This window comes from Pseudaeromonas sp. HNCC25DJ182 (assembly GCF_055413365.1).
Genome location: NZ_JBVAYG010000001.1, coordinates 291,434 through 312,907 on the forward strand (window position 1 = coordinate 291,434; position 21,474 = coordinate 312,907).

Annotated in this window: 24 protein-coding genes; 8 read left to right on the forward strand and 16 right to left on the reverse strand. The window is 56.1% G+C overall.

Features of this window, described 5'->3' with window-relative positions:
* Nucleotides 1–252 precede the first annotated feature (252 nt).
* The 5 genes from kdsA to hemA are packed head-to-tail and all read right to left on the reverse strand — an operon-like array spanning nucleotide 253 to nucleotide 5,185.
* Nucleotides 253–1,107, reverse strand: a complete 855-nt coding sequence (kdsA, locus tag ACZYUB_RS01245) for a 3-deoxy-8-phosphooctulonate synthase (protein WP_463944877.1) — start codon at nucleotides 1,105–1,107, stop codon at nucleotides 253–255.
* 39 nt (nucleotides 1,108–1,146) lie between these two features.
* The gene (locus ACZYUB_RS01250; RefSeq protein WP_463944879.1) at nucleotides 1,147–1,953 is read right to left on the reverse strand and encodes a SirB1 family protein; all 807 of its coding nucleotides are present in this window, start codon (nucleotides 1,951–1,953) and stop codon (nucleotides 1,147–1,149) included.
* Nucleotides 1,950–2,792, reverse strand: a complete 843-nt coding sequence (gene prmC, locus ACZYUB_RS01255) for a peptide chain release factor N(5)-glutamine methyltransferase (RefSeq protein WP_463944880.1) — start codon at nucleotides 2,790–2,792, stop codon at nucleotides 1,950–1,952. Before prmC ends, ACZYUB_RS01250 begins: the two co-directional genes overlap by 4 nt.
* On the reverse strand, nucleotides 2,792–3,880 hold the full coding sequence (gene prfA / locus ACZYUB_RS01260) for a peptide chain release factor 1 (protein WP_463944882.1): 1,089 nt from the start codon (nucleotides 3,878–3,880) through the stop codon (nucleotides 2,792–2,794). The genes prmC and prfA overlap by 1 nt, the downstream gene beginning before the upstream one ends.
* A gap of 48 nt (nucleotides 3,881–3,928) precedes the next feature.
* Nucleotides 3,929–5,185 carry a glutamyl-tRNA reductase gene (gene hemA, locus ACZYUB_RS01265; protein WP_463944883.1) on the reverse strand — a complete coding sequence of 419 codons (1,257 nt, stop codon included), beginning with the start codon at nucleotides 5,183–5,185 and terminating at the stop codon, nucleotides 3,929–3,931.
* Nucleotides 5,186–5,293: 108 nt separating this feature from the next.
* On the opposite strand from hemA, the gene lolB reads away from it, so the two are divergent.
* The 3 genes from lolB (at nucleotide 5,294) to ACZYUB_RS01280 (ending at nucleotide 7,761) form a co-directional block, all read left to right on the forward strand.
* Nucleotides 5,294–5,881 carry a lipoprotein insertase outer membrane protein LolB gene (gene lolB, locus ACZYUB_RS01270; protein ID WP_463944884.1) on the forward strand — a complete coding sequence of 196 codons (588 nt, stop codon included), beginning with the start codon at nucleotides 5,294–5,296 and terminating at the stop codon, nucleotides 5,879–5,881.
* Nucleotides 5,878–6,744, forward strand: a complete 867-nt coding sequence (gene ispE / locus ACZYUB_RS01275) for a 4-(cytidine 5'-diphospho)-2-C-methyl-D-erythritol kinase (protein ID WP_463945065.1) — start codon at nucleotides 5,878–5,880, stop codon at nucleotides 6,742–6,744. Before lolB ends, ispE begins: the two co-directional genes overlap by 4 nt.
* Before the next feature lie 69 nt (nucleotides 6,745–6,813).
* On the forward strand, nucleotides 6,814–7,761 hold the full coding sequence (locus ACZYUB_RS01280; protein ID WP_463944886.1) for a ribose-phosphate pyrophosphokinase: 948 nt from the start codon (nucleotides 6,814–6,816) through the stop codon (nucleotides 7,759–7,761).
* Between the two features lie 49 nt (nucleotides 7,762–7,810).
* Here the strand turns inward: ACZYUB_RS01280 and ACZYUB_RS01285 are convergent, their stop codons facing one another.
* Nucleotides 7,811–8,770 (reverse strand): LysR family transcriptional regulator, encoded by a 960-nt coding sequence (locus tag ACZYUB_RS01285; protein WP_463944888.1) that lies wholly within the window; start codon nucleotides 8,768–8,770, stop codon nucleotides 7,811–7,813.
* Nucleotides 8,771–8,945: 175 nt separating this feature from the next.
* Here ACZYUB_RS01285 and ACZYUB_RS01290 point away from each other — a divergent pair, with 175 nt between their 5' ends.
* On the forward strand, nucleotides 8,946–9,149 hold the full coding sequence (locus ACZYUB_RS01290) for a hypothetical protein (protein ID WP_463944890.1): 204 nt from the start codon (nucleotides 8,946–8,948) through the stop codon (nucleotides 9,147–9,149).
* 73 nt (nucleotides 9,150–9,222) lie between these two features.
* Here ACZYUB_RS01290 and ACZYUB_RS01295 read toward each other — a convergent pair whose 3' ends face one another.
* From ACZYUB_RS01295 to hpt, 3 genes are all read right to left on the reverse strand, one after another.
* A complete protein-coding gene (locus ACZYUB_RS01295; protein WP_463944892.1) occupies nucleotides 9,223–9,996 on the reverse strand; it encodes an ABC transporter permease in 774 nt (257 codons plus the stop codon).
* Complete coding sequence (locus ACZYUB_RS01300; protein ID WP_463945066.1) at nucleotides 9,993–10,907, reverse strand: ABC transporter ATP-binding protein; 915 nt, start codon at nucleotides 10,905–10,907, stop codon at nucleotides 9,993–9,995. Before ACZYUB_RS01300 ends, ACZYUB_RS01295 begins: the two co-directional genes overlap by 4 nt.
* Before the next feature lie 142 nt (nucleotides 10,908–11,049).
* Nucleotides 11,050–11,580, reverse strand: a complete 531-nt coding sequence (gene hpt, locus ACZYUB_RS01305) for a hypoxanthine phosphoribosyltransferase (protein ID WP_463944894.1) — start codon at nucleotides 11,578–11,580, stop codon at nucleotides 11,050–11,052.
* A 171-nt stretch (nucleotides 11,581–11,751) separates the two neighbouring features.
* Here hpt and ACZYUB_RS01310 point away from each other — a divergent pair, with 171 nt between their 5' ends.
* Complete coding sequence (locus tag ACZYUB_RS01310) at nucleotides 11,752–12,366, forward strand: TetR/AcrR family transcriptional regulator (protein ID WP_463944895.1); 615 nt, start codon at nucleotides 11,752–11,754, stop codon at nucleotides 12,364–12,366.
* Nucleotides 12,367–12,453: 87 nt separating this feature from the next.
* On the opposite strand, the gene ACZYUB_RS01315 is transcribed toward ACZYUB_RS01310, so the two are convergent.
* Both ACZYUB_RS01315 and mpl read right to left on the reverse strand, forming a co-directional pair.
* Nucleotides 12,454–13,104, reverse strand: a complete 651-nt coding sequence (locus ACZYUB_RS01315) for a flavin prenyltransferase UbiX (RefSeq protein WP_463944897.1) — start codon at nucleotides 13,102–13,104, stop codon at nucleotides 12,454–12,456.
* A complete protein-coding gene (gene mpl / locus ACZYUB_RS01320) occupies nucleotides 13,101–14,486 on the reverse strand; it encodes a UDP-N-acetylmuramate:L-alanyl-gamma-D-glutamyl-meso-diaminopimelate ligase (RefSeq protein ID WP_463944898.1) in 1,386 nt (461 codons plus the stop codon). The genes ACZYUB_RS01315 and mpl overlap by 4 nt, the downstream gene beginning before the upstream one ends.
* Before the next feature lie 180 nt (nucleotides 14,487–14,666).
* Here mpl and ppa point away from each other — a divergent pair, with 180 nt between their 5' ends.
* Entirely contained in the window at nucleotides 14,667–15,200 is a 534-nt protein-coding gene (gene ppa / locus ACZYUB_RS01325; protein ID WP_460884395.1) for an inorganic diphosphatase, read from the forward strand.
* An 88-nt stretch (nucleotides 15,201–15,288) separates the two neighbouring features.
* Here the strand turns inward: ppa and ACZYUB_RS01330 are convergent, their stop codons facing one another.
* Nucleotides 15,289–15,879 carry a glutathione S-transferase family protein gene (locus ACZYUB_RS01330; RefSeq protein ID WP_463944900.1) on the reverse strand — a complete coding sequence of 197 codons (591 nt, stop codon included), beginning with the start codon at nucleotides 15,877–15,879 and terminating at the stop codon, nucleotides 15,289–15,291.
* Between the two features lie 208 nt (nucleotides 15,880–16,087).
* Here ACZYUB_RS01330 and ACZYUB_RS01335 point away from each other — a divergent pair, with 208 nt between their 5' ends.
* The gene (locus ACZYUB_RS01335; RefSeq protein WP_463944902.1) at nucleotides 16,088–16,939 is read left to right on the forward strand and encodes an endo alpha-1,4 polygalactosaminidase; all 852 of its coding nucleotides are present in this window, start codon (nucleotides 16,088–16,090) and stop codon (nucleotides 16,937–16,939) included.
* A 62-nt stretch (nucleotides 16,940–17,001) separates the two neighbouring features.
* Here ACZYUB_RS01335 and ACZYUB_RS01340 read toward each other — a convergent pair whose 3' ends face one another.
* A complete protein-coding gene (locus ACZYUB_RS01340) occupies nucleotides 17,002–17,352 on the reverse strand; it encodes a gamma-glutamylcyclotransferase family protein (RefSeq protein ID WP_463944904.1) in 351 nt (116 codons plus the stop codon).
* 115 nt (nucleotides 17,353–17,467) lie between these two features.
* Here ACZYUB_RS01340 and ACZYUB_RS01345 point away from each other — a divergent pair, with 115 nt between their 5' ends.
* Nucleotides 17,468–18,010 carry a YtfJ family protein gene (locus ACZYUB_RS01345; protein ID WP_463944906.1) on the forward strand — a complete coding sequence of 181 codons (543 nt, stop codon included), beginning with the start codon at nucleotides 17,468–17,470 and terminating at the stop codon, nucleotides 18,008–18,010.
* A 348-nt stretch (nucleotides 18,011–18,358) separates the two neighbouring features.
* On the opposite strand, the gene cysC is transcribed toward ACZYUB_RS01345, so the two are convergent.
* The 3 genes from cysC to cysD form a co-directional block, all read right to left on the reverse strand.
* Complete coding sequence (gene cysC / locus ACZYUB_RS01350; protein WP_463944908.1) at nucleotides 18,359–18,976, reverse strand: adenylyl-sulfate kinase; 618 nt, start codon at nucleotides 18,974–18,976, stop codon at nucleotides 18,359–18,361.
* Nucleotides 18,977–19,038: 62 nt separating this feature from the next.
* Nucleotides 19,039–20,460, reverse strand: coding sequence for a sulfate adenylyltransferase subunit CysN (cysN, locus tag ACZYUB_RS01355; protein WP_463945068.1), 1,422 nt, complete (start codon nucleotides 20,458–20,460; stop codon nucleotides 19,039–19,041).
* A 50-nt stretch (nucleotides 20,461–20,510) separates the two neighbouring features.
* On the reverse strand, nucleotides 20,511–21,431 hold the full coding sequence (gene cysD, locus ACZYUB_RS01360; protein ID WP_463944909.1) for a sulfate adenylyltransferase subunit CysD: 921 nt from the start codon (nucleotides 21,429–21,431) through the stop codon (nucleotides 20,511–20,513).
* Nucleotides 21,432–21,474 lie beyond the last annotated feature (43 nt).

Genomic DNA, 21,474 nt, shown 5'->3' on the forward strand with positions numbered 1-21,474 from the left:
CAAGAATGTAACCGGACTGCTCAGCAGCAAAGAAAATGATGATCGCTATTCCACTCCGGCGACCCGTCAGTACTTCTTCCGCTACGAGCGTTAATACCCCTCCCTCCATCCCATGCGGATGTCCAGGGAGTTCCCTCCCACATAACAATCCCAATACCGGAAAATGCAGTACGAAACACCCAGTACTTGAGCAACAAAAAAGCCCCGGCATGCCGGGGCTTCTTTTGATGGCTATCGGGTAACCGATGTAACTTAGCCGCGGGTATCCAGCTCGGCAAAGCCCTTGACCAGCTCGTCAATCGCCTTCATCTGCTGCAAGAAGGGTTCTAGCTTGGCCAATGGCAAGGCACTCGGGCCATCGCAACGGGCAGCATCCGGATTCGGGTGCGATTCAATAAACAAGCCCCCCAGTCCGACGGCCATACCGGCGCGCGCCAGTTCGACGACCTGCTCACGGCGGCCACCGGATGCCGCACCCAGTGGATCCCGGCACTGCAAGGCATGAGTCACATCAAAGATCACTGGAGAACCCTGGCTAGCCTGCTTCATCACCCCAAAGCCCAGCATGTCCACCACCAGGTTGTCGTAGCCGAAATTGACGCCCCGTTCGCACAGGATCACCCGGTCATTGCCACACTCGGCGAACTTCTCGACAATATTCTTGATCTGACCCGGACTCAGGAACTGGGGCTTTTTGACATTGATAGCATTGCCAGTCCGCGCCAGAGCCTCGACCAGATCGGTTTGCCGCGCCAGAAATGCCGGCAACTGCAGTACATCCACCACTTCGGAGACGGGTTTTGCCTGCCAGGTTTCATGCACATCGGTGATCAGGGATACACCAAAGGTCTGCTTCAGCTCTTGAAAGATTTTCAACCCTTCTTCAAGCCCTGGCCCACGGTAGGAGTGCACGGAAGAACGGTTGGCTTTGTCCCAGCTCGCCTTGAAGATCAGCGGGATGCCCAGTTTTTCAGTCACCTTGACGTAGGTTTCGCACATGGACATAGCCAGGTCACGAGACTCCAGCACATTCATGCCACCAAACAGCACGAAGGGTTTGTCGTTGGCGATCTCGATCCCATTCACATTCACGACTTTTTGCATCATCTTGCTCCGACTAAGGTCCGACTACTGCCCGACTCATGGCTAATGTAAGGTGGGCGCCCGGGTGTTGAGGCGCGCCAGCTGTTCTTTGAGCAACTCCGCCACCGGATCGGAGGGGCATTGCTCGATAAAAAAAGAAAGGTCATCCGCGGCCAGAGCATCACACTCCAGCTGTTCATACAGCAGGCCACGATCACGGATTTCATAAGGGTCATCCGGATCAAGACAGAGCAACAGTTCACTGCAACGCAGTGCCAGCAGTGGTTGTTCCGCCTGCACCGTCGAGCCCTTGGCCACATTAAGTAATCTGCCCATGATCTCGCGCTGATCCGCTGCTTGCAGATGCTTGCCCTGCAACCGGGCCAGATCCCCCAAGCTACCGCGCAAGCGTAATTCGAGCTGGTTGCGATCCAGAAATTCGCCGCTGCAGGGATCCAGAATTTGCGCTTGCTTACCCGAGCCCAAACGCACCATGAAATGCCCGGGGAAACAGATGCCTGCCACCGGGATCGCCAGAGCCTGCGCCAGATGGATCAACAAAATCCCCAGCGTCACCGGGATTCCAGTCCGTTTGAGTAACACCTGTTCTAACAGGCAGTTTTCGGGCTGGAAGAAGTGCTCCCAATCACCATGGAAGCCCTGCTCCTGAAAAAATGCCAACCGTAACTGCTCGATCCGCTCAGCCTCTGAAGTCGCGTCGACCCGTGGCAACACCGCCTGCCGCAATTCCGCCAATGCCCGCAACCCAGCGAGCAAGATCGGCTGATCTTGCAGATCTTCAGACACCATCAACGCCAGTAGCGCCAGATCCAGCTGTTCAAAATCAGTTTCCGGGGTCAGATTTTTCAAGCGACGCCCTCCCACTGTCCCAGAGTCACCCGCTCCTGATCACCATAATCACGAACCGTGGCAACCGAGCTAAAGCCACGCTGCAGCAACAGATCCCGTACTGCTTGTCCCTGCTGCCATCCGTGCTCCAGAAGTAGCCAACCACCGGACAACAAATGTTCCGGTGCCTGCGTCACTATATGCTGCAGATCGGCAAGCCCTGCACTCGCAGCAACCAGTGCTGAACGAGGTTCAAAGCGGACATCGCCCTGCTCCAGATGAGGGTCTTGCTCATCGATATAGGGGGGGTTGGAGACAATCAGCGTGAAACGCTCCTCCAGGACTGGTTCAAACCAGCTGCCGCAGCGCACCTCGATAGTGAGTGCTAACCGGGTGGCATTGTCGCGCGCCAGCTCGCAGGCAGCGGCGATACGGTCGACCGCCCACACCTCCACGCCAGGACGTTCGGACTTCAAGGCCAGGGCAATGGCACCCGTGCCGGTGCCCAGATCCAGCACTCGCACGCCAGTGGCATCCACGGGCACGCGGGCCAGGGCCTGTTCCACCAACACTTCGGTATCGGGTCGCGGGATCAGGGTAGCCGCGGAGACCTGTAACGGCAGTGACCAGAATTCGCGCTCGCCCAGCAGATGGGCGATGGGCTCACCGGTTTCCCGTCGTTCCGCCAGCCTCAACAACCGCTCACACTGCTCGTCGGTGAGCGTGCGCTCCGGCCAAGTCCGCAGCCAGGTCCGGGAACAGGCCAGCACGGCACAGAGCAGGCAATCGGCGTCAGCAGCAGGCGAGTCGCTCGCCGCAAACCGCTCGATCAGCACCTGACGCGCCTCGGCGATCTGCATCAGTAGTTGTCCGACAAGGCGGCCAACTGATCAGCCTGGTATTCGTGCAATATCGGTTGCACCAAAGTATCCAGATCCCCTTCCATCACCTCGTTGAGGCGATAAACGGTCAGATTGATCCGGTGATCGGTAACCCGACCCTGAGGATAGTTGTAGGTGCGGATCCGATCCGAGCGATCGCCGGTACTCAACAGGCTGCGACGGGTATTCGCCTCTTCGGCGCGACGTTTATCTTCTTCCAGCTGCACCAGGCGAGCGGTCAGCACCGCCATCGCCTTGGCGCGGTTCTTGTGCTGGGAGCGCTCATCCTGACACTCCACCACTAAACCGGAGGGTAAGTGCGTCAAACGCACTGCGGAATCCGTTTTGTTGATGTGCTGACCACCGGCACCGGAAGCGCGGAAGGTGTCAACCCGCAGATCAGCCGGATTGATCTCCGGCGCCTGAGACTCGGGAACCTCGGGTAACACCATCACGGTACAGGCCGAGGTATGAATACGGCCTTGGGATTCGGTTTCCGGCACTCGCTGCACCCGATGTCCACCGGACTCGAATTTCATGATGCCATAGACACCCTGACCATCGACCTTGACAATGACTTCCTTGAAACCGCCATGCTCACCCTCATTGGCATTGACGATCTCGGTACGCCAGCCTTTGCGCTCGGCAAAACGGGAGTAGAGGCGAAACAGGTCACCGGCGAAGATAGCCGCTTCATCACCACCGGTTCCGGCGCGAATTTCCAGATAGCAATTGTTGTCGTCCTTGGGATCTTTCGGCAGCAACAGAATTTGTAGCTCCTGCTCGATCTGCTCCACTGCCGCTTTCGCGTCGGCGAGCTCCTCCTGGGCCATGGCGCGCATCTCGGCATCATCCCCATCCAGCATCTCGAGAACCGCCTGTAAGTCAGCACTCACCTGCTGGAAACGCAGGAAACCACTGACAACATCCGCCAGCTGGGAATATTCCTTGTTCAGGTTGCGAAAGCGTTCCTGATCGCTGATTACACTCGGCTCCCCCATCAGGGCCTGCACTTCTTCATAACGTTCCAGCAAGCCTTCAAGCTTTCTGATCACCGATTCTTTCATACTATTTCCGCTAAAGAGGCCTGGGCAACGGGTGCCCGAAACCGAAAGTCATGGGTTGTCGATGCCGAGACTCTGGCTAAGAATTGCCAGCGTTTCCCGATCACCACTCTCACCGGCCTGGCGTAGAGCCTCGGTCGGCGAATGAATAAGTTTATTGGTCAGCCGATGAGCCAGCTCGGCTATGACCTGCTGTGCATCCTGGCCTTGAGTCAGTAACTGTTGAGCGCGTAGCAGTTCATCCTGCTGGAGCTGCTGTGCCTGTTGGCGGTAGGAGCGGATCAGCTCGATAGTTGGCAGCCCCTGATACCAGGCCATAAAACTGGCTTTTTCGTCTCCGATCAGCAGTTCCGCCTGACGAGCGGCCTGCTGACGGGCGGACTGGTTCTCCGCCACTATGCCTTGCAAGTCATCGACCGTATAAAGATAGGCATCCGCCAGAGTGCCGACTTCCTCTTCAATATCACGCGGCACCGCCAAATCGATCAGCAACATCGGCTTGTGACGACGCTGTTTGAGCACCCGCTCCATCAAACCTTTACCCAACAGAGGTAAAGGGCTTGCCGTGGAGGTCACCACCATATCCACCGAAGGTAATACCGTCGGGATCTCGTCCAGTGTGATCACATCGGCTTGCCATTCGCTGGCCAACGTCTGGGCGCGCGCCAGGGTGCGGTTGGCCACCGTCATATGGCTGATCTGTTGAGCTTGTAAATGGCGCCCGGCCAACTCGATCGTTTCACCGGCGCCAATCAATAGCACCCGCGTCTTACTGAGATCGGCAAAGATCTGCTTAGCCAGGGTAATCGCCACAAAAGCAACCGATACGCCGTTGGCACCAATCTCGGTCTCTGAGCGCACCCGCTTGGCGACAGAAAAGCTGCGCTGGAACAGGCGCCCTAACAGAGATTTCAAGGCACCACTCTGCCGGGCCTGTTCAAATGACTGCTTGAGTTGCCCCAGGATCTGCGGCTCTCCCAAGACGAGGGAATCCAGTCCACAAGCAACTCGCATCAGGTGACGAACGGCCTCGCCTTCTTGATGCTGATACAAACAGGTGTCCAGCTCGCTTCGATTCACCCGGCAAAACTGAGCCCACCACTGGGGCAGAGTCGCCTGGGCCGCCGCATCTATTTCTACATAGATTTCGGTCCGGTTGCAGGTCGACAATATGCACGATTCGCGTACCCCCTCCAGATGCTGTAATCCCTCCAGCGCCTGTGGCAGATTATCCGGCCCAAAGGCCAGCCGCTCTCGTAACGAAAGAGGGGCTGTCTTGTGGTTGAGACCGAGTACAAAAAGCGGCATGCAGGGAAGGACTCTGGCTAAGGGGCCCTTATTTTACGCAAAAAGGGCAAGGCTTTGAAAGCAATGGGGCTGCGCCTATACTGTTGGCCTCGCAATCCTGGAGTCAATATGTCCTCTTTTCGTCTAATCTGGCTGCTTTTTGTACTCTTGTTGAGTGGCTGCTCCACCCTCAGCGGACCGGAACACTACAATGATGCCGTCTGGCGTGGTCAGCGCGAAGCCCTGGAACAACTCACGCATTGGCGCCTGTCCGGTAAACTGGCGATCCTGACCCCTGGACAAAAGGGATCCGCTCGTCTGAATTGGCAACAGCGTGGTGAAGACTATGATCTGATCCTGACCACCCTCATCGGCACCACCTTGCTGGAATTACACCAGCATCAGGGCCAGGTCGAGATCATCGATGATCAGGGCATCCGCCACCGGGATCAGGACAGCGATGCACTCGTCTATCGCCTGACCGGCTGGCACATTCCGGTCTCGCAACTCCCGACCTGGATCAAGGGATTGCCCGGCCAGGCCGACTTCACCCTGGGCAACGATGGCCGCATCACCAACTTGCATGATCAGCAATGGCAACTGAGTTACCAAGACTACGCCCGTAACCGCCTCTGGCTGCTCCCTACCGGTCTGACACTGGAAGGGCCCGATACCCGGATCAAGCTGGTGATCCACGAATGGCAAATCGAACAATGAACCCTGTCTGCTGGCCGGCACCGGCCAAACTAAACCTGTTTTTACATATCAACGGCCGTCGTCCGGATGGCTACCACGAGCTGCAAACCCTGTTTGTGATCCTCGATCAGGGGGATGAACTGCAGATCCAGGTCGATGACAGCGATCAGATCACCCTGGTTCCCGAGGTTCCAGGCGTTCCCCAGGAGCAGAACCTGATCTACCGGGCCGCCATGCTTCTCAAAGCCTGTAGTGATCGTCCCCTCGGGGCTCACATCCACCTCGATAAAAAATTGCCGATGGGTGGCGGGTTGGGTGGAGGCTCATCCGATGCGGCAACCACGCTCGTGGCGTTGAACCAGATGTGGCAACTCGGGCTATCAGAAGACGAATTAGCACAAATGGGACGCACACTGGGCGCGGATGTGCCAGTATTTGTCCGTGGCCGCACCGCTTTTGCTGAAGGGGTGGGTGAACAGCTGATGCCGGTGGAGATCCCGTCGAAGTGGTATCTGGTGGTTCACCCGCAGGTGCACGTCTCTACCGCCTTGATTTTTCAAGACCCTGAGCTCAAACGTGACACGCCCAAGCGCAGTTGGGCTGAACTGAGAGCTGGATCATGGAAAAACGATTGCGAAGAGCTGGTGAAAAAGGCCTACCCCGAGGTTGCCAAGGCATTGAGCTGGTTGTTAGAATACGCGCCGTCAAGAATGACGGGCACCGGCGCCTGTCTCTTCGCGGAGTTTGAAGATGAAGCGTCGGCTCGTAAGCTCTTGGCAAATATGCCAAATTGGCTGCAGGGGTTTGTCGGAAGAGGGGTAACCCTATCACCGCTGCAGACGGTTTTGCAACAGGTTTGTGCAGGGAATCAAACACAAGTTTGAATCTCCAGTTGGACTCACTGGACCCCACAACCGCCTCCCCCCACAGGACGCAACCCAGAGGTTTATACCGTGCCTGACATGAAGCTGTTTACCGGTAACGCCACACCGGAACTGGCCCAGAAGATTGCAGATCGTCTCTTCATCAAACTCGGCAATGCCGCTGTCGGTCGTTTTAGCGATGGTGAGATCAGCGTACAGATCAACGAGAATGTACGGGGTGGTGACATCTTCATCATCCAATCCACCTGCGCACCAACCAATGACAACCTGATGGAACTGATTGTCATGGTCGATGCTCTGCGCCGTGCTTCAGCCGGTCGTATCACAGCAGTCATCCCCTACTTTGGTTATGCCCGTCAGGATCGTCGTGTACGCTCCTCCCGTGTGCCTATTACCGCCAAAGTGGTCGCTGACTTCCTGTCGAGCGTCGGGGTTGACCGTGTCCTGACCGTTGACCTGCACGCCGAACAGATCCAGGGCTTCTTCGATGTGCCGGTCGACAACGTATTCGGTAGTCCAGTGCTGCTCGAAGATATGCTGGCTAAAAACCTCGAAGACCCCGTGGTTGTCTCTCCAGACATCGGCGGCGTAGTGCGGGCTCGTGCCATTGCCAAGCTGCTGGACGATACCGATATCGCCATCATCGACAAGCGTCGTCCACGTGCCAACGTCTCTCAGGTCATGCATCTGATCGGTGACGTCAAGGATCGGGATTGCGTCATCGTCGACGACATGATCGATACCGGCGGCACCCTGTGCAAGGCAGCCGAAGCCCTGAAGGAACGTGGTGCCAAGCGTGTATTCGCTTATGCCACTCACGCCGTGTTCTCCGGTATAGCCGCCAAGAACATCAGCGAGTCCGTGATCGACGAAGTGATCATCACCGACTCCATTCCGCTCTCTGACGAGATGAAGGCTATCGGCAAGGTCAAAATGTTGACCCTGGCTCCTATGCTGGCAGAAGCCATTCGTCGCATCAGCAACGAAGAATCTATTTCTGCGATGTTCGAGCATTGATGGACGGTCTGTACCGTTGATCAACAAAGGCCCCGCATGCGGGGCCTTGTCATTTTTGCGACGGCGGCTCCCATCCGCCATGATGTCCCAGATCCATCATCCAGGCATCCCAGGGCGGCACCACACCGCCCCATTCCGCCACCAGAAAGTCCACCATCTTGCGCACCTTGGCAGGCAAAAAACGTCGGCTGGGAAACAAGGCCGACAGGGTCAGGGTGGGCATCCGGTACTCGGTCAAGAGCGGAACCAAACGCCCAGTGGCGATCGACTCGCCCACCATGAAACTCGGCTGCCGGGTGATCCCCATCCCCTGCTGCGCCGCCGCTAACAGGATATCGCCATTGTCCGCGCACAAGGCTCCCTTGACGTTGACCATATGCAGCTCACCCTCTTCGCAGTAGAACTGCCATTGCATGGGTTCCGGCACCCCGGTGTAGACGAGGCAACTGTGGTTGACCAGATCGGCGGGAGTCTGGGGAACACCGGCTCGGGCTAGATATTCCGGCGAGGCGCTGATGATGGTGTGAATGGTGGCCAGCCGTCGCGCCACCAAGCTACCATCCAGCTCCCGGCTGATGCGCAGCACCAGATCCAGTCCATCCTCGATCAGATCCAGTTTTCGATCCGAGGCGAGAATTTCGACATTTAATCCCGGATACATGGCACAGAAACGGGGGATCAGCGGAGCCAGATGCCGGGTCGAGAACGGGATCGAAACGCTCAATCGTAAGCAGCCGGTGGGCTGCTGGTTGTCCTGTACGAGCGAAGACTCCGCATCGCTGATATCTTCGAGAATATGCTGGATCCGCTGGTGATACTGACTCCCCGCCTCGGTGAGATGCAGCTTGCGCGTGGTTCGCTGCAACAACCGAGTCCCCAGATGCTCTTCCAGATCGTTGAGATGGCGGGAAACGGCCGTCGTGGACAACCCCATCTTGTCGGCCGCCCGTACAAAGCTGCCAAACTCCACCACCCGACTGAAGACCGTCATTGCGAGCAACTTGTCCATGACCCCTCCAATAATCCCTAATTTCGGGATAGATAATAACAAATATAGCCATTTATCCCATTTATGAATGAGACGATAATCCTTCTCAACAGCTCATAGGGAGACACAGTGAGCGACAAATCCCGGCGTTTTGCTGGCACGAAGCTGGTAAAGAGCCTGATGAGAGAGACAGATCATGAACATTCGTACCCTGATGACCACTTCCCTGGTAACCCTGCTGCTGGTGGGCGGCGCCCAAGCCAAAGAAAGCGACAACTACCTGAAAATTCAAAGTGCAGAGCAAGCCATTACCAGCGTACCGGCAACAAAAATGGTAGCGGACACGGCCAACGATAACACCAGCAATCGCTGGATCCGCCGTGAATCGGACCGCATCTAGTCAAACACATCGCGTTGACATGCAAAGGGGGGAGCCAATGGCTCCCCCCTTTTGTTGGTCGATACCACGCCCCCTAGTGGCGTAGTCCAATCCCCCGGGTCACCAGGTAATGGGCAATGCCATACAGCACCAGGATAAACCCTATGATGATACCCAGCGCCAGACTCATGGGCACGTCGCTGAGCCCCAAGAATCCGTAGCGAAACGCATTGACCATGTAAATGATCGGATTGCCGTGGGAGAGCCACTGCCAGAAGGGAGGCAACAGCTGAATGGAGTAGAACACGCCTCCCAGATAAGTCAGCGGCGTCAGCACGAAGGTCGGAATAATGCTGACATCATCGAAACTCTTGGCAAACACCGCATTAATCAATCCCCCGAGGGAGAACAGGATGGCCGTCAGCACCAGAGTGACGACAACAGCCAGCGGATCATGGACCTGCAAGGGAACGAAAAACAGCGACACCGCGGTGACAATAGCCCCGACACAGATCCCACGGGCGACCCCTCCGGCTACAAATCCCCAAATAATGAGATAGTTAGGAACGGGAGCGACCAGGATTTCCTCGATATTGCGCTGAAATTTGGCGCTATAAAATGAGGAAGCCACATTGGCGTAAGAGTTGGTAATCACCGACATCATGATGAGGCCCGGGACGATGAACTCCATATAGCTGACACCGTGCATCTGGCCAATACGGCTGCCAATCAAATTGCCGAAAATGACAAAATAGAGGCTCATGGTGATGGCAGGAGGTACCAGGGTCTGAACCCAAATCCGGGTGAAACGGGAAATCTCTTTAATCAGGATGCTCTTGAACGCAATCCAGTAGACAGCCGGGTTCATTGACGCCCCTCCTCGACCAGTTTCACAAACAACTCCTCCAGGCGATTGGCCTTGTTACGCATGCTCAATACCTTGATGTTCTGATCAGTCAGCGCGGTGAACAGCGGATTCAACCCCTGACTCTTGGCAATTTCGACCTCGATACTGGTGTCATTGACATGCTGCCAGGTAAAGCCATCCAGCTGGATCCGCGAAGCACAGCAATCCAGATCCAGAATAAAGGTCTCGACATCCAGTTTGGCCAGCAGCTCGCGCATGGTGGTATTTTCTACAATCCGGCCACGATCGATGATGCCGATATTGCGGCACAACATCTCGGCTTCTTCCAGATAGTGGGTCGTCAAGATGATGGTGACACCTTGTTCATTCAGCTGCTGCAGGAATTGCCACATAGAACGCCGGATTTCGATATCTACACCTGCGGTTGGCTCATCCAGGATCAGCAACTTGGGCTCATGCATTAAGGCGCGGGCAATCATCAGGCGTCGTTTCATGCCACCGGAAAGAGTCCGGGCCTGTTTGTCCCGTTTATCCCACAGATCCAGTTGCTTGAGATACTTTTCCGCCCGCTCGTGAGCCAGCGTCCGGGGCACGCCATAAAAGCCGGCCTGATTAACCACAATCTGCAGCACCTTCTCGAACTGGCTAAAGTTGAACTCCTGCGGCACCAGACCGATCTGTGATTTAGCCAGTTCCAGCTGGGTGTCAATGTCGTAACCGAAAACCCGAACGCTGCCGGCGCTCTTGTTGACCAGTGAGCTGATGATGCCGATGGTGGTGGACTTACCTGCGCCGTTCGGCCCGAGCAACGCATAAAAATCGCCCTGTTCGACGATTAAATCGATCCCCTTGAGCGCCTCGACGCCCCCTTTATAAGTCTTGTGAAGACCCTGTATCGTCAGCGCCTGCATCTGGCTCACGCTCCCCTGGAAATGGTGTGGTGAAAGGAATAATCGACCATTATAGCGGTCCATCCCTCAATAAAGCACAGACAAAAAAGGCGGCTTTATAGCCACCTTTCTAAGTTTGTTGCTCAACCGAAGCTCAGGTCTGTTATTTCAGCGGCACAACCTTGCCGATAAAACGCAAATTGCGATACTTCTGGGCATAGTCGATGCCGCAACCCACGACAAACTCGTCGGGAATCGCAAATCCGACCCACTCCACGGGGACTTGCACCTCGCGACGCGACGGCTTATCAAGCAAGGTACAGATCGCCAGTGATTTCGGCTCGCGCAGGCTCATGATGTCGCGCACCTTGTTCAGGGTATAGCCGGTATCGATGATATCCTCGACAATCAATACATCCTTGCCTTTGATCTCGTCATCCAGATCCTTAAGGATCCGCACTTCCCGCGAGCTGTTCATGCTGTTGCCATAACTGGAGGCAGTCATGAAATCCAAAGAGACCGGCACATCGATGTGTCGGCACAGATCCGCCAGAAACACACAAGAACCGCGCAACAGCCCCACCAGCACCAATTCGTCAGTCCCCTGGTAGCGGGCTGTGATGGCTTGTCCCAATTCAGATATCCGCTGTTGTACCTCTTGTTCAGAGATCAAAACGTCGACCCTGTGTTTCATGACTTGCTCCTGACTACTTTTGCTTCGGAATATTGTTGAAAATGGTTAAGATGGTCACGGATTTTATCACCAATCCCCAAGATTGGCTCGACAAAGTCCGGGATAAAAAGGGAGCGCACTGCCAGTTATAGGCAGGCTCTACAATAACAATTACAAGAGACACTAGTAGTTATGCAACATGCCACGGAACCACGTCGTCGCACCCGGCTCAGTCCAGATGCGCGTAGTCGACAATTGATGGATCATGCCATCGCCGTCTTTGCTCAACGGGGTATCGGTCGTGCTGGACACGCTGAAATCGCCGAACGGGCTAATGTTTCGGTCGCCACCGTATTCAACTATTTCCGCACCCGGGAAGAGTTGGTCGATGCGGTATTGGGCGAAGTTGAATCCTATCTCTACAATCTGGCACGCCAATCCCATAACCCGGATCTCAGCGCTCTGGCTTGTATCGAGCAGTTTATCGAACGCTATGTCGATGCCGCTTATGAGAAGGGTGACTACAATCTGATTGCTCTGGAGTGGGGAGCCTCCATCCGTGATGATGTCTGGCCACGATTCACGCTATTTTGTGAACGCATGCTGGAAATCACCACAGGCACTCTGCAGCGCGGCGAAAAAAATGGTGAATTCAAGCTTCATATGGACACTCAGTCGTTAGCTCAGCTGCTGAACAGCTTGTGCTTTCCGGCCAGCCAGATGATCTTCAAGACACCGCAACCACCCAAAGAGCAGGTCAAGGAGTTCATGCTGCGCGCCAGCCAGCTGGCTCTGGGGCTTCACTAACCCCAGACTCCTCTTGTGTAACAGCGCCAGAACCGGTTATTTATCCGATTCTGGCTGGTTTTCCTGCCACTGCAAACCCGAACCGACTCAAACCACGTCCGACCCAAGCCCGGCGACCCCGACTTGCCCCCAACGCTGTCCAATCGGCAACTCGATACCCAGATGATCCAGTACCCGCGCCACCATAAAATCCACCAGATCCGTCAACTCTTTTGGTTGGTGATAGAAACCGGGAGATGCCGGCATGATCACTACCCCCAGCTGGCTGAGCTTGAGCATGTTTTCCAAATGAATCGTCGAATAGGGAGTCTCCCGGGGCATCAGGATCAACTGTCCTCGCTCCTTGATCACCACATCCGCCGCCCGCTCAATCAGGTTATCCGAGGCGCCATGGGCAATGGCGCTCACAGTCCCCATAGAGCAGGGAGCGATCACCATTTGCTTTGGCGCCGCCGAGCCCGAGGCGACTGGAGAGAACCAGTCGAAACGCGAACTCAGACGCACACGCCCTTCAGGAGCCTGGAAGCGGCTCTCCAGCCAACGGGCGCAGGCATCCGCCTCGGCGGGCCACTCCTCGGATAATTCCGTAGCGATCACCACCCGGGCGGCATCAGACAGCAACAGATAGACCTGATAATCAGCGCGCAGCAAACACTCCAGCAGCCGGACTCCATAGCCAGCTCCCGAGGCTCCAGTCAGAGCCAGTGTAATCGTCTTGCGCGACAATGAGTGGCTCATAGCACCACCTGCTCATGATGGACATGGCTAGTCTGAAGGCGCTCCAGCAACTTGCCATGAATACCGCCAAAGCTGCCATTACTCATCACCAGGATCTGATCCCCCGATTTAGCCTCGGCCGCCAGATGATCCACCAGTGCCGCCAGATCATGAAACACGCGGGTCGGTACCGGAGCCTCCGCAGCAACCTTGCCAATATCCCAGCCCAGATCGCTTGGGGCAAACAGATAGGCTTTGTCGGCTCGAGCCAGACAGGCCGACAGCTCTTTTTGATGTACTCCCAACTTCATGGTATTGGAGCGCGGCTCCAGCACCGCCAGGATGCGCGCCTGACCAACTTTGGCCCGCAACCCGCCGAGCGTGGTTTCAATGGCAGTCGGATGGTGGGCAAAATCATCGTACACCTTGATACCAGCCACCTCCCCCTTGAGCTCCATGCGGCGTTTGGGCATCACAAAGCGGCTCATGGCAGCCACCGCATCGACCGGCAAAACTCCGGCATGGCGCGCCGCGGCTATGGCCATCAAGGCATTATGCACGTTGTGCTGACCCAGACCGCACCAGTTAAGCTCACCCACCCGAGCACCATCCAGCCAGACCTCGAATCGTGAGCCATCCGCCGCCAGTAATTTGGCCTGCCAATGAGCACCATCACCATCCACGCGCTCGACCTCACTCCAGCACCCCATCTTCAAGACCGCATCCAGGGTCCCACAGTGTGCCGGAGTCAGCAGGCGACCAGTCCCCGGCACGGTGCGTACCAGATGGTGAAATTGCCGCTGGATCGCCGCCAGATCTGGGAAGATATCCGCATGATCGTACTCTAGGTTGTTGAGGATCAGAGTGCGCGGCCGGTAATGGACAAACTTGGAACGCTTATCGAAGAAGGCGCAGTCGTACTCATCCGCCTCGATGACAAAAAATGGCGATTCACCCAATCGTGCCGAAACCGGGAAGTTCCCCGGTACCCCCCCGATAAGGAAACCAGGATTCAAGCCGACATCTTCCAGGATCCAGGCCAGCATGCTGGCGGTGCTGGTCTTGCCATGGGTTCCGGCAACCGCCAACACCCAGCGCTGCTGCAGCACATGATCCCGCAGCCACTCCGGGCCAGAGGTATAGGGCAGATTGCGATCCAGCACATACTCAACACAGGGGTTACCACGGCTCATGGCGTTACCGATGATGACCAGATCAGGCGCAGGTTCGAGTTGGGCCGGATCATAGCCCTGAATCAAGGTGATACCCTGCTCCTCCAGTTGCGTGCTCATCGGAGGATAGACATTGGCATCGGACCCGGTCACCCGATGCCCTAACTGCTTGGCTATGGCAGCAATCCCGCCCATGAAGGTGCCACAAATCCCCAGAACATGAATATGCATCGACTGCGTCCCCGAATGCGAAAGATAGGAGTATTGACGCCGCATTCTAGCAACGGAGCCCCCCTTTGGGCAGTGATGGGATGCGGCTGAACGAAGAATATGCCGCCGAGGTAGCCATTTAATCGCTGCTGGCTATAATACGGGCTCACTCGTTATCAACGCTTGTAGAAAGGAAATGCCATGAGCCTGAACCTGGTTCCCGCCGGCAAAGAACTGCCGGAAGATATCTATGTTGTCATCGAAATCCCGCAAAATGCTGACCCGATCAAGTACGAGATCGACAAGGAATCCGGCGCCGTATTCGTTGACCGTTTCATGGCGACTCCGATGTTCTACCCATGCAACTATGGCTACATCAACAACACCCTGTCTCTGGATGGAGATCCGGTTGATGTGCTGGTCCCGACTCCGTATCCGCTGGTTCCAGGCGCAGTCATCCGCTGCCGTCCGGTGGGCGTATTGAAGATGAGCGACGAAGCCGGTCAGGATGCCAAGCTGGTTGCCGTTCCCCACTCCAAGCTGACCAAGATGTATGATCACATTCAAGATGTGAACGACATCCCTGAACTGCTGAAGGGCCAAATCAAGCATTTCTTCGAGCGCTACAAAGAACTCGAAGCAGGCAAGTGGGTCAAGGTTGAAGGCTGGGGCGACAAGGCTGAAGCGATTGCCGAGATCGAAGCCTCCGTTGTGCGTTACAACGAAAGCAAGTAACAGACAAGATCTGCCTCTGTGAAGAGGGGATATAGAATAAACGCCACGTCTTCGCGTGGCGTTTTTTTTTACAGAATAACGAAATGAGTTACCCCAGCGGGATATGTCCCGGCTCGGCGGCCACACGTTGCAGCCACTCCTGAATAGCCGGGTAACGGGCCAAATCAAATCCACCCTCTGATGCGGCGTGGGTATAGGCATAGAGGGCAATATCCGCCACCGTATACCGCTCGGCCACCAGATAATCATGACGGCGTAGGTGTTGCTCCAGTACATCCAGCGCCAGATACCCCTTCGTCCACAGTGCAGGCAATTCAGCTTCACGCCCAGGAAAGAAACGCCGGATGGCGCGAGCCACGGCGATATAGGGTTCATGACTATATTGCTCGAAGAACATCCATTGCAGCACCTGAGCCCGGGCAAAACGATCAACCGGCCACAACGCCGAGCCTTCCGCCAGGTAACACAGGATCGCATTGGACTCTGGCAGGGTGCGGCCATCATCCAGCACCAGCAACGGCACCTTACCCGCCGGATTCAACGCCAGATACTCCGGAGTGTGGGTCGCCCCTTGTCGGGTATCTGTTTCTTGCCAGCGATACGCCAAGCCCAATTGAGTCAACAATAATTTGACCTTGTAGCAGTTCCCTGACTCCGCCATCCCATAGACCTGATACATACCACCTCCTTGTTAACAATATGGTTACAATACTGAGTTCAGATCCCCTTGCCCAGATAAAACTCAGTTTTGAAGGCCGCGTCTGGGCCAATAGTTGCCATGATGAAACGGTTGCGGCATCCGCCACTGGTAAGCCTCACTCAACAAGGCGACAATCGGCTTATGATTCGTGCCGATCGCTAAACCCGGCCCCAGGAAGCTGTATTCCATGAATAGACTCATCTCAATCCGAAATCTGTGCTGCACGGGGATCGGGCTTCTCCTGCTACTCCTCGCCGGATGCCGCGTCCAGGTCTCGGTGGGGGATCCTGTGCCTCCGGTCGATCCGGACCCGGACCATTACCACCCCCCGGTAGACACCAGCTGGCACCTGCAGTTGCAAGGAACTCCCCGCCTGGATGTTGCAGCCAGACTTTACGAACTCGATCTATTTGATACCTCGAGCCAGACCATAGCAGCGCTACACGCCCAGCAGCGCAGACTGCTTTGCTATTTCTCTGCAGGGAGCCTGGAGGAGTGGCGCGCGGATGCCGGCAGTTTCCCATCGTCAGTACAAGGCGAGCCTCTGGCGGATTGGCCCGGTGAAGTCTGGTTGGATATTCGCGACAGCAAAGTCCGTGAATTGATGCGAAAGCGCCTGCAGCTAGCTCGAAATAAAGGCTGTGACGGCGTCGATCCGGATAATGTGGATGGCTATCTGCAGAATAGCGGTTTTGCCCTCTCGGCCGCAGATCAACTGGATTACAACCGTTTCCTCGCCCGTGAAGCTCATGCTATGGGTCTTGCCATCGCGCTGAAAAATGACCTGCAGCAGATCACCTCTCTCGTCGACAGCTTCGATCTGGCAATCAATGAACAGTGCCATGCCTTTCAGGAATGCCACTACCTAGCCCCATTTATCCAGGCCGGTAAGCCGGTGTTGAATATCGAGTATGCGGATCGCTTTATGGCCGATGAGCGGAGTCAGCAGCAGCTCTGTGACGAAGCAGCAAGCCAGGGGTTGCAGACTCAAGTACTAACCCCGGCGCTTGATGGTACGGTCCGATTGCGCTGTTTTTAGCGCATCCCTGTGAACGGTATGACCATTCATCACACCGGATCCCCGGCGTGGACGGCAAATGGCTAACAAACAAAACGGCAACGCCAGTCACCGGAAGGAATAGCTGCCAGCCCACTGCATTCCATACGGTAGTGGTAATAGAAAGCCTCGCCCCAGGGGGTCAGCATCATCTCGCGGGTATATTCATGCGGCACTTCTTCAAGGGCATCCAGTTTGGCCATGGTTGGGCCATCGGCCACATAGATCTCACCCAGTACCGATTGCTGACCCGAGATGATGCCCGGGTATTCACCCAGATCAATGAGGTAAAAGTTGGGCGGGCTCCACCACTGCCCGAGATAGGCACTCTCCCTGAGCAGCCGATGATTCGACTCCCCTCGCCGCAAGGTGCCATAGACCCAAATCAGTGACATCCCTTATCTCCTCCACTTGCTTCATTCCCGTCGACCAATTGTGAAAAATCCGGACTGCCTCTAGAATCCCGTCCACTTGAGCAACCCGCTCTGTTGATTATAGGAAGTTTTTGTCATGCGCTGCTGCCTGATCCTGCTCGCGTTGCTGCCATCGCTCTGTCTTGCGCACAACCTCAAAGAAACGCAATTACTCCCCTCCGTTTCCATCGTCGACCAGGGGGAATTACAACTCCATGGCAAGAATTTTGCCTACCAAAACTGGAGCAGTGGCCAACTGAGTGGAAAAATCCGTCTGATTCAGCATATCGCCGGACGCAGCAGTGCCAAGGCGCTCAATGCACCGCTGATCGAGGCCATCAAAGCCGCTCGATTGCCCCAAGACAAGTACCAGACCACCACCATTATCAATCTGGATGATGCCCTGTTCGGAACCGGCAGTTTCGTGGTGAGCAGCGTAGAAAAGAGCAAACAGGAGTTTCCCTGGTCTTCCTTTGTGCTCGATGCTGACGGTCTCGTGCAACAAAAATGGGGATTAGCAACCGGCAGTTCGGCCATCATCCTTCTCAACCCACAAGGGCAGATCCTGTTCGTCAAGGATGGTCAGCTGACCGGTGCAGAGATGAACCAAGTCCTGGCGCTGATCCACAGCCAACTCTAAGCGCAAGCCACCAAATGACAAAACCCCGGTGTTAGGCCGGGGTCATGGATGTATCGGGTCAGCAAATAGTCAGAACACGAAATGACCTAACACGATCAAAATGGAGAGATAGGCAAGTAACAGGCACCACAACATGGGACTGGGTGTGCTCTTTTTCACGACATGGCACCTCCATGGATTACAACATCGCGTTAACAATATCACAACCATTTCTCAGGCCCCATAGCTGAGTGTCGATAGCCTCACATTTTTGCGGTGTTTTTTAGAGCAAAAACCCATCCGAGTCAGCTCAGGATGGGTTCAAGTCGCCATATGACGCTTAATTTGTACCCGGTAGCACGTAAACATTCAGCCCTGAGGCAAGATGCCACGAGCTTGCAACTGAGCCAGCAAGATGGCAACGCCCTGCTCGATACCCTGCCCGTGGTTCACCAGGTGGATATCTGCCTGCTCGGGGGCTTCATAGGGATCATCAATGCCGGTGAAATGCTTGATTTCCCCAGCCCGCGCCTTCTTGTAGAGCCCCTTGGGATCTCGTTGCTCACACTCACTCAGGGGAGTATCCACAAACACTTCGATGAACTCCCCTTCCGACAGACGTGCGCGAATCGCCGCCCGCTCGGCCCGATAGGGCGAGACAAACGCAGCCAGGACCACTAAACCGGCATCCACCATCAGCTTGGCCACCTCGCCGACCCGGCGCAGATTCTCCTGCCGATCGGCGGTCGCAAAGCCTAAGTCCGAACACAGGCCATGACGCACGTTATCCCCATCCAGCAAATAGGTATGGATACCCCGTTGCATGAGATCGGCTTCCAAGGCACCAGCCAGAGTCGATTTGCCGGAGCCGGAGAGGCCGGTAAACCATAACAGTGCCGGCTTATGGCCCTTCTGCGCCGAACGAGCCGCCTTATCGATAAAGTGCTGATGCCAGACGATGTTGTCGGTGGTCACTTGCGTTGTCATGTACACCTCTTATCAACCCCATCACGGCCCACACGGGCCGCGAAGGGGGATCCAACGGGACGTTACAGCTGGCTGATATCCAGCGCCTGCCAATGGGGGAAGTGCTTGCGCACCAGTGCGTTAAATTCCAGCTCGAACTCGCTGAAGGCCTGCTTGGTTTCCACGGTATCGGCCAAGGCCTCCACCACCATGCCTGCCCCTATGGTGACATTGCTCAGGCGGTCGATGACGATGAAGCTACCGGTATCCCGTACTTGTGTGTAGGGATCGACGCCCACGGCACTGGTCAAATCCAGTTCGACCAGACCAATCTCGTTGAGCTTAAGCTCGGAGGCCGCGTGCTGCTCCAGGGTATTCACATCGATGCGATGACGGATACTGGAGAATAACCCTTGTGTCTTTTTGGTTGCCAGCTTGATGTCGTACAAACGCCCCGTGGTGAGCGGTGATTCGGCCATCCACACTACATGGGCCAACACCCGCTTGCTGACTGCGGTCGGCGCATCGGGCGCCACCAGCAGATCGCCGCGGCTGATGTCGATCTCGTCTTTCAGGGTCACGGTAATGGCCTGACCGGCCTGGGCCTGATCCAGATCGCCATCAAAGGTGACGATGCGCTCGACCACGCTCTGTTTTCCCGAGGGCAGCACCTTCAGGGTATCACCCGGCTTCAAGATACCAGCGGCCAGGGTGCCCATATAGCCACGGAAGTTGAGATCCGGGCGGCTGACCAGTTGCACCGGCAGACGCGCAGGCAACTCATTGTTATGGGCGCCCACTTCGGCATTTTCCAGCAGGCTCAGCAGAGGCTCTCCCTGATACCAGGGGGAGCGATCGCTCAAAGTCACCAGGTTGTCGCCGTCTACAGCCGACAGCGGCACCACCTTGATATCGATAGCCGGCAGCGCGGCGGCAAAAGCCAGGTACTCGGCTTTGATGCGCTGGAAGGTCGCTTCATCGAAATCCACCAGATCCATCTTGTTGATGGCCACAATAAACTGGCGGATCCCCAGCAGGCTGGCGATAAAGCTGTGACGACGGGTCTGCTCCAGCACCCCCTTGCGGGCATCGATGAGGATGATGGCCAAGTCACAGGTGGAGGCACCGGTGGCCATGTTGCGGGTGTACTGCTCATGGCCCGGGGTATCGGCAATGATGAACTTGCGCTTGGTGGTGGAGAAGTAGCGATAGGCCACATCTATGGTGATGCCCTGCTCCCGCTCGGCCTGCAAGCCATCCACCAGCAGGGCGAAGTCCAGCTTCTCGCCCCGTGTGCCCACCTTCTGGCTATCGGAATGCAGGCTCTTGAGTTGATCCTCGTACACCTGACGGGAGTCATGCAGCAGACGGCCGATCAGGGTACTCTTGCCGTCATCCACGCTGCCGCAGGTCAGAAACCGTAGCAGACTCTTGTGCTGTTGTTGTTGCAGATACTCTTCGATGCTTCCGCTTTGTTTGATCTCTTCGGCAATGGCACTGTTCATCATCTTCTTCCTTTCAAATTCTGCTCTGGTGACTATCTATGCCTTGGGGACTAGAAGTAGCCCTGACGCTTCTTCAGCTCCATGGAGCCAGCCCCGTCATTGTCGATCACTCGCCCCTGACGCTCGGAGCTGGTGGAGACCAGCATCTCCCCGATGATCTCCGGCAAGGTGGTGGCATGGGACTCGATAGCCCCGGTCAGCGGATAGCAACCCAGAGTCCGGAAACGCACCCACTCCTGCTTGGGCACTTCGCCCTCGGCCAGCGGCATACGATCGTCATCCACCATGATGGTGACGCCATCGCGTTCCACCACAGGGCGTGGTTTGGCGAAATAAAGCGGCACGATCTCGATGTTTTCCAGGTAGATGTATTGCCAGATATCCAGCTCAGTCCAGTTAGAGAGCGGGAAGACACGGATGCTTTCGCCCTTGTTGACCTGACCGTTGTACAGACGCCACAGCTCGGGGCGCTGGTTTTTGGGATCCCAGGCGTGGTTCTTGTCACGGAAGGAGTAAACCCGCTCCTTGGCCCGGGACTTCTCTTCATCACGACGCGCGCCGCCAAAGGCGGCATCAAAACCATACTGGTTCAGCGCCTGCTTCAAGCCTTCGGTCTTCATGATGTCGGTGTGCTTGGCACTGCCGTGGACAAAGGGGTTGATCCCCATGGCCAGCCCGTCCGGATTCTTATGGACGATCAGATCCATGTCGTACTTCTTCACGGTCGCATCGCGAAACTCGATCATCTCGCGGAACTTCCAGTTGGTATCGACATGCAGCAACGGAAAGGGCAACTTGCCCGGATAGAACGCCTTGCGAGCCAGATGCAGCATCACCGAGGAGTCCTTACCGATGGAGTAGAGCATTACCGGATTTTCAAACTCGGCCGCGACCTCACGGATGATGTGAATGCTCTCGGCTTCCAGTTGCTTTAAATGGGTCAGTCTTGCTGCATCCAATGGTTGTGTCATGCCTTGCGACTCCTCTTGCATTCAATCCTGCGCAAACCGTGCG